This is a genomic window from Pseudomonas sp. SDO5532_S415 (assembly GCF_054071155.1).
In genome coordinates this window covers 20087-35270 of record NZ_JBSVWS010000042.1, presented here as the reverse complement: position 1 = coordinate 35270, position 15184 = coordinate 20087, and the positions used below count along the sequence as shown (strand labels likewise).

The 15184-nt window shown below is 58.6% G+C and carries 17 protein-coding genes and 1 tRNA gene; 4 read left to right on the top strand and 14 right to left on the bottom strand.

The annotated features are described in order from the left end of the window. Positions 1 to 73: 73 nt before the first annotated feature. From ACW9HW_RS12810 to ACW9HW_RS12795, 4 genes are all read right to left on the bottom strand, one after another. A complete protein-coding gene (locus ACW9HW_RS12810) occupies positions 74 to 1006 on the bottom strand; it encodes a D-2-hydroxyacid dehydrogenase (protein WP_095195500.1) in 933 nt (310 codons plus the stop codon). A gap of 120 nt (positions 1007 to 1126) precedes the next feature. Next, on the bottom strand, positions 1127 to 1420 hold the full coding sequence (locus ACW9HW_RS12805; protein ID WP_095195499.1) for a YcgL domain-containing protein: 294 nt from the start codon (positions 1418 to 1420) through the stop codon (positions 1127 to 1129). After that, entirely contained in the window at positions 1417 to 2550 is a 1134-nt protein-coding gene (rnd, locus tag ACW9HW_RS12800; RefSeq protein ID WP_095195498.1) for a ribonuclease D, read from the bottom strand. The genes ACW9HW_RS12805 and rnd overlap by 4 nt, the downstream gene beginning before the upstream one ends. Before the next feature lie 154 nt (positions 2551 to 2704). Next, positions 2705 to 4354, bottom strand: coding sequence for a phosphoethanolamine transferase (locus ACW9HW_RS12795; protein WP_457400118.1), 1650 nt, complete (start codon positions 4352 to 4354; stop codon positions 2705 to 2707). 346 nt (positions 4355 to 4700) lie between these two features. Between ACW9HW_RS12795 and ACW9HW_RS12790 the strand changes: the two genes are divergently transcribed. Together ACW9HW_RS12790 and ACW9HW_RS12785 are read left to right on the top strand one after the other, a co-directional pair. Next, positions 4701 to 5618 carry a DMT family transporter gene (locus ACW9HW_RS12790; protein WP_457400117.1) on the top strand — a complete coding sequence of 306 codons (918 nt, stop codon included), beginning with the start codon at positions 4701 to 4703 and terminating at the stop codon, positions 5616 to 5618. A 96-nt stretch (positions 5619 to 5714) separates the two neighbouring features. Beyond that, complete coding sequence (locus ACW9HW_RS12785) at positions 5715 to 6650, top strand: LysR substrate-binding domain-containing protein (RefSeq protein WP_457400115.1); 936 nt, start codon at positions 5715 to 5717, stop codon at positions 6648 to 6650. 3 nt (positions 6651 to 6653) lie between these two features. On the opposite strand, the gene ACW9HW_RS12780 is transcribed toward ACW9HW_RS12785, so the two are convergent. From ACW9HW_RS12780 to dapA, 8 genes are all read right to left on the bottom strand, one after another. Continuing rightward, the gene (locus ACW9HW_RS12780; RefSeq protein ID WP_457400113.1) at positions 6654 to 7019 is read right to left on the bottom strand and encodes a 5-carboxymethyl-2-hydroxymuconate Delta-isomerase; all 366 of its coding nucleotides are present in this window, start codon (positions 7017 to 7019) and stop codon (positions 6654 to 6656) included. Positions 7020 to 7076: 57 nt separating this feature from the next. Next, positions 7077 to 8003, bottom strand: a complete 927-nt coding sequence (locus ACW9HW_RS12775) for a LysR family transcriptional regulator (RefSeq protein WP_095195493.1) — start codon at positions 8001 to 8003, stop codon at positions 7077 to 7079. A gap of 170 nt (positions 8004 to 8173) precedes the next feature. After that, complete coding sequence (locus ACW9HW_RS12770; RefSeq protein WP_095195492.1) at positions 8174 to 8365, bottom strand: YegP family protein; 192 nt, start codon at positions 8363 to 8365, stop codon at positions 8174 to 8176. A gap of 188 nt (positions 8366 to 8553) precedes the next feature. Continuing rightward, positions 8554 to 8643, bottom strand: a tRNA-Ser gene (locus tag ACW9HW_RS12765). 84 nt (positions 8644 to 8727) lie between these two features. Then, the gene (purC, locus tag ACW9HW_RS12760) at positions 8728 to 9441 is read right to left on the bottom strand and encodes a phosphoribosylaminoimidazolesuccinocarboxamide synthase (RefSeq protein WP_095195488.1); all 714 of its coding nucleotides are present in this window, start codon (positions 9439 to 9441) and stop codon (positions 8728 to 8730) included. A 28-nt stretch (positions 9442 to 9469) separates the two neighbouring features. Then, a complete protein-coding gene (locus ACW9HW_RS12755; protein ID WP_457400111.1) occupies positions 9470 to 10228 on the bottom strand; it encodes an MBL fold metallo-hydrolase in 759 nt (252 codons plus the stop codon). A gap of 4 nt (positions 10229 to 10232) precedes the next feature. Then, positions 10233 to 11348, bottom strand: a complete 1116-nt coding sequence (gene bamC, locus ACW9HW_RS12750) for an outer membrane protein assembly factor BamC (protein ID WP_457400110.1) — start codon at positions 11346 to 11348, stop codon at positions 10233 to 10235. Between the two features lie 17 nt (positions 11349 to 11365). Beyond that, the gene (dapA, locus tag ACW9HW_RS12745; RefSeq protein WP_095195485.1) at positions 11366 to 12244 is read right to left on the bottom strand and encodes a 4-hydroxy-tetrahydrodipicolinate synthase; all 879 of its coding nucleotides are present in this window, start codon (positions 12242 to 12244) and stop codon (positions 11366 to 11368) included. 328 nt (positions 12245 to 12572) lie between these two features. On the opposite strand from dapA, the gene ACW9HW_RS12740 reads away from it, so the two are divergent. Both ACW9HW_RS12740 and ACW9HW_RS12735 read left to right on the top strand, forming a co-directional pair. After that, positions 12573 to 13133: a glycine cleavage system protein R gene (locus ACW9HW_RS12740; RefSeq protein WP_056856013.1), complete on the top strand. Its 561-nt coding sequence runs from the start codon at positions 12573 to 12575 to the stop codon at positions 13131 to 13133. A gap of 10 nt (positions 13134 to 13143) precedes the next feature. Beyond that, complete coding sequence (locus ACW9HW_RS12735) at positions 13144 to 13617, top strand: peroxiredoxin (RefSeq protein WP_095195484.1); 474 nt, start codon at positions 13144 to 13146, stop codon at positions 13615 to 13617. Positions 13618 to 13792: 175 nt separating this feature from the next. Here ACW9HW_RS12735 and ACW9HW_RS12730 read toward each other — a convergent pair whose 3' ends face one another. Together ACW9HW_RS12730 and ACW9HW_RS12725 are read right to left on the bottom strand one after the other, a co-directional pair. Beyond that, positions 13793 to 14863 (bottom strand): AI-2E family transporter, encoded by a 1071-nt coding sequence (locus ACW9HW_RS12730; RefSeq protein ID WP_457400107.1) that lies wholly within the window; start codon positions 14861 to 14863, stop codon positions 13793 to 13795. Between the two features lie 31 nt (positions 14864 to 14894). Then, complete coding sequence (locus tag ACW9HW_RS12725; RefSeq protein ID WP_095195482.1) at positions 14895 to 15134, bottom strand: sulfurtransferase TusA family protein; 240 nt, start codon at positions 15132 to 15134, stop codon at positions 14895 to 14897. Positions 15135 to 15184 lie beyond the last annotated feature (50 nt).

Below are 15184 nucleotides of genomic sequence, written 5' to 3'. Positions count from 1 at the left end.
ATCATCGACTGACACACCGCCTTCGCGAGCAGGCTCGCTCCCACAGGTTTTGCATAACATTCAAGCCAGCAGATCAATACCCGCGTTCGAAATCCACTTCCCCGCGCAACGCCTCACCCGCCTGATACGCCCGCAGGTTCTCGACAAACAGCTTCACCATCAAGGATGGCGACGTCGGTGCCGAGCTGTGGCCAGTCAGCAGCAGGCCCCAGGCCGTCCAGAACGGATGACGCTGCGGCAGTGGCTCCTGACGGCAGACATCGATCACCGCCCCCACCAGATGGCCTTCTTTCAAAGCGTCCACCAGGTCTGCATCGACCACTGCCACGCCGCGCCCGACGTTGATGAACAATCCGGTCGGCTTGAACTGTTTGAACAGTGCTGCATTGTAGATATCGTGGGTGTTCGGCGTATTTGGCAGCAGATTGATCACGTAATCCACTTGACCAACCAAACGCGGCAAGTCGGACAATGAGCCGACTTCGACAAACGGCGCCTGTTCACGAGCCTCACTGGCAATGCCGTACAACTCGACGCCAAAGGGTACGAGGAACTGCGCCACGGTCTGCCCGATGTCACCGGTGCCGACGATCAGCACCTTGCGCCCCGCCAGGCTCTGGCCATGGCGACTGTCCCACTTGCGCTCGACCTGGCTGACCAGCCTTGCCAGCACTTCACGCTCGTGACCGAGCATGTAGGTCAGCACGTATTCGGCCATGACCTGGCCGAAAATCCCCACTGCGCGGGTCAGGCGATAGTGGCGTGGCAAACCGTCGGCCAACAGCGGCGTGATCCCCGCCCAGGTCGACTGCAGCCATTGTGGCTGGTGGCCTTGACGCAGCAGGGTCGCCAGCAGGTCGGGTTGGCCGAGCCAGACCGGACACTCGGCAGCCTGGCGAGCCAGTTCGGCGGAGTCACTGCTGGTCAGCACTTCCAGCTCCGGCGCGGCCTCGCGCAGAAGTTGGGCGTACACAGGGTGGTCGTGTTCGGCAATCAGAACGCGCATGCTTCAACCTTTCAAAAAACGCTGCAGACGGCCGCCGACGGAGCATCCCCGCGTCGTCGCGGCCATCGCCAAAATCATTCCAGTGTTTCACAAAGGCTCTGAACAGAGCCTGTCTGCCGGTTACATCGGGTCGTTGCGGCGCAACAGCTCTTCCGGCAAGTGCTCGATGTATTCCTCTTCGGCCGGCGGCATTTGCAGGTGATAGCCCTGCTTGTCGAGGTTTTCCAGGACGACGGTGATGTCCTCGCGCGACAGCTTGCGCTCGGGGGTCAATACCAGGTCGAAAGCGTGGATGGCTTTGCCGAAGGCGGCCATCAGAGGCTCCGGTACACGCTCGAGTGCATCGCTTTTGAGCACATAGAGGTACATCTCGTTTTTCTTCGAACTGCGGTAGATGGAGCAAATACGTTTCAAGGCTGTTCTCCGGCGGTGGCCAGGCTGTCGAGCAGCGCCTGGCCCATCAATTCGCGGCGCCAGCCACGCAGCGAATCAGGCAATTGGTAGGGACCATTGGGGAAGCCGCTTTTGAGCAACGCTTCCAGGGTTTTCTTGCGCAGCATCAGTTCCGGCGCGATGTTCAGGCGCTCGGCCTCGGCCTGGCCGATGGCTTTCAACTGTTTGAGCAGGGCGGCGGCGTCTACCGGCAACGGCTCCGGTACGGCTGGCGGCCATTGATCTGGCGACACACTGCCAGAGCGCTTGATCAGATCAAGCAGAAACTCGCCGTCCTGACGCACGGTACGCGGATGCATGTCTTCAATTTTCGCCAATGCGCCGAGATTGTCCGGCTGGGTGCGCGCCAGTGGCCACAGCGAGTGTTCGCGGATGATGCGGTTGCGCGGCAGGTCACGGGCACGAGCCTCAGTCTCACGCCAGGCGCAGAGTTCACGCAGCACGGCCAGTTGGGCGCGGGACAGCTTCCAGGCCAACTTGGCGTCGCGATAGACCTCATAGGGATCGGTCTCGCGGCGCAGGTTGGCCACCAGCTCGGCGCCATCTTCCAGGACCCATGCATATTTATCGTCGGAAAGCTTCGGACGCAGCTGTACGAAAACTTCCGCAAGGTGCACGGCGTCTTCAGCGGCGTAGCTGATCTGGGTCTCGGACAGCGGACGTTGCAGCCAATCGGAACGGGTTTCGCCCTTGGGCAGATCGATGCCGAGCACTTCCTGCACCAGCCGCGAATAGCCCATGGAAAAACCCAGGTTCAGGTAAGCGGCGGCCAGTTGCGTGTCAAACAACGTCGCCGGCAGGCTGCCGGTCAGGCGCAGCAGAACTTCGAGGTCTTCGCTGCAGGCATGCAGGACTTTGACCACGGCCGGGTTTTCCAGCAGCGCGGCCAGCGGCTGCCAGTTGTCGATGCTCAGCGGGTCAATCAGGTAGGCGCGCGTGCCATCGCCCACCTGCAGCAGGCCGGCGATCGGATAGAAGGTGTCGACCCGCATGAATTCGGTGTCGAGGGCAACGTAGGGCAACTGCTGCCACTCGGCGCAAAACCGGCCGAGGCTATCGTTGTCGCGAATCCAGTGAATATCGATGGCCACACGGCTCTCCCTTGAAGAATGGCCCGCAGTATATATCGCCCCCGACGATTTCCGCGCATCCACTGAACAAGAGCTTGAGCGAAAAAACCTTACGCACGGCTGGAAAAGCTGCCATTTGCCCGATACAAGTGCATCACCGACGCGCTGAAGGCTTTTACTCTTTGGCCAACACTCCGTCGATTACCGCCCCACGGCAACCGGCAAACATATCCAGATCCTGGTTGTAAGCCTTGCTGTTGACCTCCAACAGCCCCAGCATCGAATGAAACAGGTTGTCCTGGCTCAGGGGTTTTTCCCGGCTCAGCTGCAGGCAATGGGTGTCCACCGAAAACGACTTTTGATAGCTGTCGGAGAACCAGGCCAGCATGGCCACATGTTTCTGTTGTTCCGGCGCCAGCATGTAAGGCGTGCCATGCAGGAACAAGTTGTATTCGCCCAGGGATTCACCGTGATCCGACAGATACAGCATGGCGGTATCAACCTTGTCCTGATTGCTGCGCAACAGATCGATCAAGGTCGACAGCACGTGGTCGGTATACACCAGCGTGTTGTCGTAGCCGTTGACGATACTTTCGCGACTGCAATTGTTCAGCGCATTACTTTCACAGACCGGGGTGAAGCGTTCGTATTCTTTCGGATAGCGTTTGAAATACTCCGGACCATGGCTGCCCATCTGGTGCAGCACCAGAACGGTATCTTTATCGAGGTTGTCGATAAAATGCTGCAGTCCTTGCAGCAGGATCTCATCGCGGCATTCACTGTTGGCGCACAGCGCCGGGTCTTTCAGGTTACTGACATCGTCGAGTGTCACCCGGTCGCAAGTGCCCTTGCAGCCCGACTGGTTATCGCGCCAGATCACATCCAGCCCCGCCCGCTTGAGTACGTCCAGCAGACCTTCCTCATTCTTTGCCTTGCTGGCGTTGTAATCCTTGCGACCCATGTTGGAAAACATGCAGGGCACCGATACGGCGGTTTCCGTACCGCAGGAGTGCACGTCCGTGAAAGCGATCAGGCCGGCCTCTTTATCAAGTTTTGGCGTGGTATCGCGGTCGTAACCGAGGATGCCGAAGTTCTCCGCCCTCGCACTCTCGCCCACCACCAGCACGGTCAGGGATTTGCGGCCATGGGTTTGCCAGGCGGGGTTTCGCTGGGCATCCTCACCGACTTTGACAAAGGGTTGTTGCGCAGAGGCGACCTGTTCACCCACGTAATTGAATGAGGCACCGATGTAGTTGCTGGGCACCAGCATCAAACGCAGTTCATGGTGATTACGAAACAACGACGAAAGACCTTGATAGTTAATCAATGCCACACCACCGATGACGGCAACCGATGCAATACTCACCAGAGCCTTACTTAACAGCTCACGGTGCCAGCGACGGTAATTGATTGGTGTCTTCCACACTAACCACGCAGGTAAAATACCGAGCAGCACAATATACACAAGCAACTTTATCGACAGTAAATCACGCACTTCCGTGACATTGGTTTCTGCGAAGTTACGCAGCATGCCGGCATCGATCAATACGCCATATTGACTCATGAAGTACGCAACGCCGGCGCTGATCATGAACAGCAACATCAGGACCGGCTTCAGGAAAGGCCGGAATGCCAGCAGGGTCAATACTATATTGAAGGCCGCCAGGATCATTGCACCGAACGCAATGCGCATGACGATACCTTTACCGTCAGCCGCGGTGATTTCAAACAGGTGTTGCCACAACACCAGGTTGAATGCGATCAATAAAAAGGCGCTGGCAATGAGCGTCACCCACTCCGGGCGCACGGCTTTAATCTTCAACATGATGATCGACTGTTCCTGAAAAGAAGTGCCTTCGATAAATGTGAAAATTTCATTTACCGCGACAGCATTAACTCTAGGCAACCGACCATCAATTTTTTGTGAAAAATAAGCCAACGATTAGTTGCCACCTGGAAAACAAATTGAAACTTTCAGCTTATTTGAGAATGGTTCAGCTCGGGTTCAGGGTGCAGGCCCGGGTAATGTAACTCCCCTTCAGGGAATGAGCCCGTTGGCTCTATTTGTAAACGGAGTATTTGATTTCCAAATACCTGTGTGGACTTTTTGATTTGCCGCCTCCGGCAGGTGCGCGCCTAATCGGATCCCTGCAAACCAGGAAAATCCCACCATGAAACACAACGGTTTCGCCCTCGCTCACGCCGGCATGTTGCTTTGGGCCTTGCTGATCGCTGCCTCGTTTGCCGCTGCGGCGCAGGTCAGTCAAGCCATCGACCCGATCCTGCTGACCGGGTTGCGTCTGCTGTTTTGTGCCCTGGTGTTTTTGCCCCTGCTACTGATCAAAGGCGATAGCCCCATCACTGCCCGTGGCCTACTTGGCCATGGCGCGCTCGGTTTGTTGCTGGCGGTGTATTTCGGCTCGCTGTTCGAGGCGCTGCGCTACACCTCGGCGGTCAACACCGGAACGATGTTCACCCTGGTGCCTTTGCTGACCCTGGCTTTTGAAGCGGTATTGATGCCCGACAGCCACCTCAAGCAACGGGTGGCACCGATGCTGATTGCCGCTGCCGGGGCCGTCTTGCTGGTGATGAAAGGCACCGGCCCGGGCGAGCTGCCCTCGCCGTATGCATTGTCGGTGTATGGGGTTGGTTGCCTGGCGTTGGCGCTCTATTCGCCCCTGAGCCAGCGACTCAAGGCCGGCAGCCTCAAGGGGCGCGGACCGGTGGGCATGACCTTCTGGAACATGCTGTTCGGTGCTCTGTTTCTGCTGGCGTTCTGCGGTTTCAGTGGCGGCTGGCGTTCGGCGTCATTGCTGGCTATGAGTGATTTTTACTGGCTGGTGTACCTGGCACTGTTCGCCACCCTGGCGACTTTCTGGCTGCTGCACCGAGCCATTGGCGTGATCGCCCCGTCCTCGGTGATTTCCTATATCTATCTGAGCACGCTGTTTATCACGGTGTTTCACTGGTTCTGGTGGCGCCAGTCGCCAATGCCGCTGGAAGTGGTGGGCGCAGCATTGGTCGGAATCGGAATGCTGGCACTGTTGCTGTCCAGCCGACGCGCGATACCTGTCACGATTCAGAGTTGATTACTGACAGGACGTTCTCCTCGCTCCTGCATTCCGCTAGGATCAATCGCACAAGATTGCGCAGGTCAGCGCAACGAGCACTTCGAGACGGAATGGATGCTGAACAGTAACGTGCTGAGAAAGCTGGATATGCAGGACCTCATGGTGTTCATCGCCGTGTATGAGCAAAACAGCGTCACCGAGGTCTCCGAGGCGCTTTGTGTCAGCCAGTCCACCGTGAGCTACTGCCTGAAAAAACTGCGCAACAGCTTCGAAGACGAGCTGTTCATCAATACCCGCACAGGCATGCGCCCCACCTACAAGGCCGGCAGCATGTACCCCCATGTACTGAAGATCATCGAAAGTATCAACCTGTGCCACGCCGGGCCGTCAGCCTTCGATCCCACTTCACAGCCGGTCACCTTCAACATTTGTGCGCCGGAATACTTCGAGCAGTTGATCCTGCCGCGTCTACTGAAGGACTTCGCCTTCGCCGATCTGCCGGTAATGATCAATATGCACAAGCTGGAAACCGACATCCCGGCCGAGGCATTGCGTGATGGCAGCCTCGACCTGGTGATCGGATTCGGCCCGAACTTTCATCGCAGCCACGGCGACTTCAACACCAGGACACTACTCAGAGATGACCTGGTTTGCGTCTTCGACCAACGTGCCACCCCGCTGGAGACGCGCTTGAGCCTGCAAACCTTTGTCGAGCGCCGGCATGTGTTTCCGACACCCTGGATGTCAACCACCAATATGGTCGACGGCTGGCTGGCGCAGCAAGCCCGGCAACGACAGATTGTCGCGCGGGCCAATAGCTACAGTGCGGCACTGAAGATGATCACCGGCACCGATTTGATCCTCACGCTGCCGCGGCGTATCCAGCAATTGCTGGCCAATGAGGCCATCTTCGATCACCGCGAAGCGCCCAATGGGCTGCCGGGGTTCACCCTCGACATGCACTGGAGCCAAAGCGTCGATCAGGACAGCGCCAACACCTGGTTGCGTGGGCAAGTCATCAAGGCCTGCGCCGCGCCGCTAATGAGCTGAAATTCAAGGACCGATGGCGGCCTTGGTGTACGACTCGCGATCGATGTCGAGGATTTCCACACACAACTGGACGTCGACTCCCGCAGGCCACTCACCCAGATCCTTCACCACCGCCAGCAGGCTCTCGGACAGCTGCTGCTTGATCTGCGGCGAGCGACCGCTCAACAGCGCCAGCTTCACATGCACGAACGCCCGCTCGGCCAATGCCGTGCCGACCTTGAACGTATCGACCTTCACCGCCCGACTCTTGATGTCGAATTCGGCACCGAATTGACCGGAGGCCACCAGCGTATTGTTAAGCCGCATCAACGCCACATCGGTGTTCAGTTCAGGCAAGTTGGCGGTGTATTCCAGGTGCAGGTGAGGCATGGCGTAACTCCTGTAGGTCAGTGGAAAGCTCGTACGCGTAAAACAGTGCTGCCCTGTTCATTGGGGCAGCGAGAACAGATTGCGCTCCCCCATGAACGCCTCAAGTCGTGAACGCAGCCAGCGTTCGGCGGGATCGCTGTCGACATGGCTGAGCCAGACCATGGATAACTCAAGGGTCGGGGTCTTGAACGGAAACGGTTCCTTGAACAACTGCCCCGAGGCCGCCATCGCCTCGGCGGTGTAATCCGGCAGGCTGGCAATCAGGTCAGTACCGGCCAGCAACGCCGGCAACGAACTGTATTGCGGCACTGACAGCACGACCTGACGCGAACGGCCGATCTGCGCCAGCCACTCATCGGCAAAACCGCTGACATTGGCGATATGAGACACCAGCACATGCGGGCGCGAGCAATATTCATCGACGGTCAGCGGCGTATCGGAGGCATCGGCACGCAGCACGGAAGGATGGATGTGCCGCAACAATTTGCGTTTGGCGTTGGCCGGCAGACCGCGCGTCTGGGTGATACCGACCGTGATATCGCCCGCCGCCAGCAAGTCGGGAATGCGCCAGTAATCGACACTCTGCACCACGAACACCACCTTCGGCGCTTCCTGGCGCAACGCGCGCAGCAAGGGCGGCAACAGCGCATATTCGACATCGTCCGACATACCGATGCGAAAGGTCATCGTGCTGCTGCTCGGGTCGAAATCGTGGGTCAGGCTCAATGCCACCGACAACGAATCCAGCGCCGGCGACAGGTGCCGAAAGATCTCCTCGGCCCGCGCCGTCGGCTCCATGCGGTGACCGACGCGAATGAACAACGGATCGTTGAACATCGTACGCAAGCGGTTGAGCGCCGAACTGATGGTGGGCTGACCGAGAAACAACTTCTTCGCCACCTTGGTGACATTGCGCTCAAGCATCAGCGTTTCAAACACCACCATCAGATTGATGTCGGCCTTGCGTAGTTCGTTGCGATTCATCCATTGGCCCCGCGCCCTTTAACTGCCGACAGTTTAGGGAGGTGTCGCAATCGCCGTCTATGCAACCTGAGCGAATCGCCTCAAGCATTTGCGTTTAATGCGAAAGTGCTCACTGAGAGCGCCCGACTGAAACGAAGCTGCTCTGATTGAGCAGCTTCACCACCTGAAGCCTAGATCTCCTTGACCGGGGTCTGATCGCAAGTCCCCTTGATCAAACTGATGGCATGCACGCAGTCAGACTTGTTGACGTAAGCCTCACCACTGGCAACCGTTTCATGATTCCCCGCCCGCAAACGCCACCGCCATTGGCCCTTACCATGCTGAGCGGTGCCACGGGTTTGCCTGTAAATCTCAAAATACATTATTCGCTCCTTGCGATTGCTGGTTACGGCAGATCAGTGATCTGCGAAAAACAGAGTAGCGGAGGATTTTTTGGGAGGGTGTGATTGAGTGTCAGGGGGTATTTCCTGGAGAAAGCCTGGATCGAAGGACGAGACACGCACAACAAAAAAAGCCCCGGTGCTTTTCAGCAACGGGGCTTTTCAATGTATGGCGGAGAGATAGGGATTCGAACCCTAGGTACCGGTGAAGGTACAACGGATTTCGAATCCGTCCCATTCGGCCACTCTGGCATCTCTCCAACGGCGCGCATCATAACAACACTTTCGCCGGAAGCGAACCCCCTTTCGCGAAATATTTCTGTGCTATCAGATGCTTGCGTCGGTTAAAGCGGTACGCCCAGACGTTTGGCCACTTCTTCGTAGGCTTCGATGACGTCACCGAGGCCCTGACGGAAGCGGTCTTTGTCCATTTTCTTCTTGGTGTCCTTGTCCCAGAGGCGGCAGCCGTCCGGGCTGAACTCGTCGCCCAGTACGATGGAGCCGTCGCTGAACACGCCGAACTCCAGCTTGAAGTCCACCAGCAGCAGGCCAGCGTCGTCGAACAGCTTGGTCAGCACTTCGTTGACCTTGAGCGACAGTTCTTTCATGCGAACCAGTTGCTCAGCGGTGCCCCAGCCGAATGCCACGACGTGGGATTCGTTGATGAACGGGTCGCCTTTGGCGTCGTCCTTCAGGAACAGTTCGAAGGTGTAAGGGTTGAGCTTCATGCCCTCTTCAACACCCAGGCGCTTGACCAGGCTGCCGGCAGCGTAGTTACGCACGACGCACTCGACCGGGATCATGTCCAGCTTCTTCACCAGGCACTCGTTGTCGCCCAGCAGTTTGTCGAACTGAGTCGGCACGCCGGCTGCTTCGAGTTTCTGCATGATGAAGGCGTTGAACTTGTTGTTCACCATGCCTTTGCGGTCGAGCTGCTCGATGCGCTTGCCGTCGAACGCCGAGGTGTCGTTGCGAAACAGCAGGATCAAGCGGTCAGCGTCGTCGGTCTTGTAAACCGACTTGGCTTTGCCGCGGTAGAGTTCTTCACGTTTTTCCATGATGGGCTCCGCTTGCTAAGTAGATGGGCTAGGCGATATGTCGCCAGTCGAGCCCTGAATCTTGATCGGCCAGTTGCAGCCAGTCCGGGTCGCACCCGAGGGTGTCGACAAAACATTGCCGGGCCAGCTGCGGCAGGTTGTTCTTGCTGCTCAGATGGGCCAGGACCAAATGTTGCAGGCCTTGCCAGCCCAACTCGGCCACCAGGAATGCCGCCTGATGGTTGTTCAAATGTCCCAGTTCACCGCCCACCCGCTGCTTGAGAAAGTACGGGTAGTGACCGCGAGCCAGCCTGTCACGGCAATGGTTGGCCTCGATCATCAATGCATCGAGATCCCGATAGCCGTCCAGTACCCTGCTGCAATACGAGCCCAGGTCGGTCAACAGGCCGAAGCGCCGCTGACCGTCACTGAATACAAATTGCGTCGGTTCTTGCGCATCGTGGGCCACGGCAATGACGCCAATGCTCAAGTCGCCGATCTGCAGTTGCTCACCGCCCGCCAGAAAGCCCGCGGGTTCGACGGGTTTGCGCATCCCGCGCAAGGTGCCGCGACTGAGGTAGACAGGCAGATTGTAGCGCCGAGACAGCAAACCCACGCCATGCACGTGGTCGGCATGTTCGTGGGTCACGAGTATCGCGCTCAGCTGCGCAGGGTTCACACCCAGGCGCAGCAGGCGTTTTTCGGTTTCCCGCAGGGAAAAACCACAATCCACCAGCACGTACGTATCAGCGCTGGCTATCAGCGTGCCGTTCCCTTGGCTACCGCTGCCGAGAACGGCAAAACGCATGTGATCAGCCCAGATTGTCCTGAATCACGGTCAACACTTTGCGCGCCACGTCAGCCGGCGCCACGGTGTTGATGTTCTTCTCGACAGTGACCTGAACGCTATCGCCCACCTTGCTCAGGCGAACCTGATAACGCTCGGCGCGGGCTTCAACTTCTTCCTTGTTCGGCGCACTGCCGAACAGGCTGCTGAAGAAGCCTGGCTTGTCGTCTTTCTTCTCGGCCTTTTCAGCCAGGTTGATGTAGTACAGGCCCAGGCTGCGGTTGATGTCTTCAACACGCCACTCGCCCTGCTCCAGTGCACGACCGACGCTCGACCAGGCACGATCCAGGTCGGAGCCGACGTTCAGGACAGGGTTGCCACTGCCATCGACGTTCAGGCTGACACGGCTCGGCGTGTCGAAGTCACGGGAGGCCAGCATGGAGACCGAACCGCCCTTCTCCGAGATGCGGCTCATGCTCGCGAGCATGTCGTCGACCAGTGCCGCGTCCAGGCCGGTATTGACCGAACGATTGGTGAAGGCCACGTCGGCGGTGCTGCCGGCAGGACGTTCGGCGGTGACCACATAGATTTCACTGGTGTTGCGCTGCACACCTGGCTCGACACGCACCCGAGCGCGGATCTCGCTATCGGTGCTGACACCTGCCGCGCTCAGGCGCTTGGCCATGGCTGCCGACAGTTCGTCCGAATGTTGCCAGGTTGTGGTGAATTCGCCGGTTTGCGGACGCTGTTCATCCAGACGGAAACCGTTGTCCTGGAAGAACTGCACGGCCACTGGCCAGGCTTCTGCAGGCGGGTTTTGCGCCAGGATGGAGCGCGAATCGCCGCTCTTCTGCAGGGAGTAAGCGCTGGCGTCAGCGCCGGCCGACAATGGCTGTGGCCGAGGAACGACATACTCACCCTTGGCAGTGTCATCGGCCACGTTGCGCGGGATCGGCAACAGCGGGTCCAGACGCTTGGCGGTGCTGACATCCGGTGGCAGTTGCATCGGTGCAGTCTGTTGCGCTTCCAGGTAATCACTACCACGGTCACGGAAATAACCTTCCGGGCCCCAGATCCATCCGCAGCCACTGGTGCTGGAGATAATCAAGGCAAGTGCGGAAAGTCCGGCCATTCGCTTCATGCGTAGTACTTCCTCAATTAAACCAGGACGCCGGACAGGCGCATGGCCTGGCGCAGCGGTTCGTGACATTCGGCACTGAGCCAGGTGAGCGGCAGACGGATACCGTCCGGCATCAAGCCCATTTCATGCAGCGCCCATTTCACGGGGATAGGGTTGGATTCGATAAACAGGGTTTTATTGAGCGGCATCAGCTTTTCATGAATGGCACGCGCCTTCTCGGCATCGCCGTTCAGGGCCGCGATGCACAGGTCGGCCATTTCGCGCGGGGCGACGTTGGCGGTGACCGAAATATTACCCTTGCCGCCCAGCAGGATCAGCTCGACTGCGGTGGCATCGTCACCGGAGATCACCAGGAAATTGCTGCTGACACCGTCGATGATGGCTTTGGCACGCTTCAGGTCGCCGGTGGCTTCCTTGATGCCGATGATGTTCTTGACGGTCGACAGGCGGATCACGGTCTCGGCCTGCATGTCGCACGCGGTGCGACCAGGCACGTTGTAGAGGATCTGCGGGATATCGACGGCTTCGGCGATGGCCTTGAAGTGCTGGTACAAGCCTTCCTGGGTCGGCTTGTTGTAGTACGGCGTGACCAGCAGGCAGGCGTCGGCGCCGGCGTTCTTCGCGTTAGTGGTCAGCTCGATGGCTTCGCGCGTCGAGTTTGCGCCGGTACCGGCGATCACCGGAATGCGACCATTGACCTGCTTCACTACGCGCCGGATCACTTCGATGTGTTCGTTCACATCGAGGGTGGCCGATTCACCTGTAGTGCCGACCGCCACGATGGCGTGGGTGCCGTTTTGCAGGTGAAAGTCCACCAGTTTGCTCAGGCTGTCCCAGTCGAGATTACCTTGTGCATCCATGGGTGTGACCAGTGCCACCATACTGCCCGCAATCATGCAACCGCTCCTGCCGGAAAAAGAGAGCCGTAATGGTACTGGCGCCAAGATGCTTGTACAAGCGAAGTACTGCGCTGCCGCCATTCCCCTTGGCGTCGCTTTTCGCTACCCTTCAGACTTTGATCGGTACTGACAAGCTCGTACGTCGGGTTTGAGCCTCCATTTTCGGCATCACAAGCCCCATTCCAGCGTTGCCACCGCCCGCTCCTGCCATACTGGAGCACGTTGCAACCTGCGCCCGGGACTTTCTGAATTCGCATCCGCAGGCTCGCCCCCGGCAAAACAAGCCGATAGAAGTACCGACCGCTCATCGCTTTAGGAATGCTGCATGTCCACCCCCACAGTTCGCGAACAATTCCTTGTCATCAGTGCCCTCGGCGCCAACCCCATGGAGCTGACTAACGTCCTGTGCCGCGCCAGCCATGAAAACCGCTGCGCCGTGGTCACCTCTCGCCTGACCCGTCACGGCGAGTGCAGTGCGCTGGTCCTCGAAGTCTCCGGCAGCTGGGACGCCCTGGCACGCCTGGAAGGCAGCCTGCCAGTACTGGCAAAACGGCACGCATTCACGGTCAACGTGGTGCGCAGCGCGGCCCTGGAGAACCGTCCCCAGGCCCTGCCGTACGTCGCTTATGTCAGTTCGGCTTACCGCTCGGACATCATCAACGAGCTGTGCCAGTTCTTCATGGACCACAACGTCGAGCTGGAAAACCTGACCTGCGACACGTATCAGGCTCCGCAAACCGGCGGCACCATGCTCAATGCCACCTTCACCGTGACCCTGCCGGCCGGCGTGCAGATCAGCTGGTTGCGCGATCAGTTCCTGGATTTCGCCGACGCGCTGAACCTGGATGCCCTGATCGAACCGTGGCGCCCACAAAACCCAATGTAAGGAAGCTTTCATGGCCGTTGCCATCGATCAACCGGTTGCCGACTTCGAAGCCCCCGCCACCAGCGGGCAAACCGTCAGCCTGGCGGCACTCAAAGGCAAGCAGGTGGTGATCTACTTCTATCCGAAGGACAGCACGCCGGGCTGCACCACTCAAGGCCAGGGTTTTCGCGACCAGCTTGAAGCCTTCAAAGCAGCCAATACCGAAGTGTTCGGCGTTTCCCGCGACAGCCTGAAATCCCACGAGAACTTCAAGGCCAAGCAGGCGTTTACGTTCGAGCTGATCAGTGACAAGGAAGAAGCGCTTTGTCAGCTGTTTGACGTGATCAAGTTGAAGAAGCTGTACGGCAAGGAATACATGGGCGTGGATCGCAGCACGTTCCTGATCGACAGCAATGGCGTATTGCGTCAGGAATGGCGCGGTGTGAAGGTGCCGGGGCATGTTGATGCGGTGTTGGCGGCTGCTCAGGCGCTGAACAAGGCCTGATTGATCGGGCGCCTGTTCAGGCGCTGAACAAGGCCTGATTGATCGGGCGCCTGTTCAGGCGCCTTCCCGAGCAGGCTCGGCCCACATTGGTGTTGTGTTCAGCACAAACTTGCCTGTGGGAGCGAGCCTGCTCGCGAAGGGACCACCACCTCACCGAACAAATCAGAGCCACCCGTTACAACAACGGCGCAACTATGGGCTCCTTGCGCGGCCACGCGTCCAGCACGGCCTTGAACAGGGTCGCCAGAGGAATCGCGAAGAATACCCCCCAGAATCCCCACAACCCGCCAAACAACAAGACTGCACAGATGATCGCCACCGGGTGCAGGTTGACCGCTTCCGAAAACAGCAGCGGCACCAGTACGTTGCCATCCAGTGTCTGAATGATCCCGTAGACCGCCATCAAATAGATGAACTGATCGCTCCAGCCCCACTGGAACAGCGCGATCAAAAGCACCGGAACGGTCACCACCACGGCCCCGACGTAGGGCACCACCACCGACACACCGACCAGCAACGCCAACAGCGCCGCGTAGTTGAGTTCCAGAACGACGAAGGCGATGTAAGTCACACCACCACAAATGAAGATCTCGATGACCTTGCCGCGAATGTAATTGGCGATCTGCCGGTTCATTTCATGGGCGACACGGGTGATCAGCGCTCGCTCGCGAGGCAGGTAGCCGCGCACCCATTGACCGATCATCGCCCGATCCTTGAGGAAGAAAAACACCAGGATCGGCACCAGCACCAGATAGATCATGATGTTGACCAGCAGCGGCAGGCTCGACAGCGAGAAGGTCAGCGCCCACTGCCCAAACTTGCCAATCTCGCCCCGCGCCACTTCGATGGCTTGCAACACCTGCTCGTCGGAAACGAGATGCGGATAGCGTTCCGGCAGCAACAATAGCAGCGACTGCCACTTGGCGAGCATGCCCGGCAACTCGTTGAACAAGGTGATCAGTTGGTGCCAGAGCAGCGGCACCACGACCACGATGAACACCAGCAGCACGCCCATGAACAACGCAAAGACCAGCCCCACCGCCACCCCGCCCGGCACACGCAGGCGTTCCAGGGTCAGCACCAGCCCTTGCATCAGGTACGCCAGCACCATCCCGGACAGTACCGGCGCCAGCATGCCGCCCAGGGTCAGCACGGCGGTGAACGCCAGGACCAGCAGAACCGCCAGAACCACGGCTTCTTCATCGGAGAAGTAGCGCTGAATCCAGTCGCGCAACACTTTGAACATCAATAATCCTTAAGAACAAATGCCGCAGGTTTCAGGCTTTTTTCAACCAATAGCGGTACACGCCCGCTTCATCTTCTTCACGAAGCAGCGTATGACCGGCCAATCGGGCAAAGGTGCGAAAATCGCGCTGCGAGCCCGCATCGGTGGCAATCACCTTGAGCACCGCACCACTGACCATCCGGTTGAGTTCCATCTTGGCCTTGAGCAACGGCAACGGGCAATTCAAGCCACTGGCGTCCAGTTCAACGTCATGGGCTACAGCGTCGGTCATTGCATCACTCCGGTTCAGGTGGTTGAGCTGCCTAGAATATCTGGTCGCGA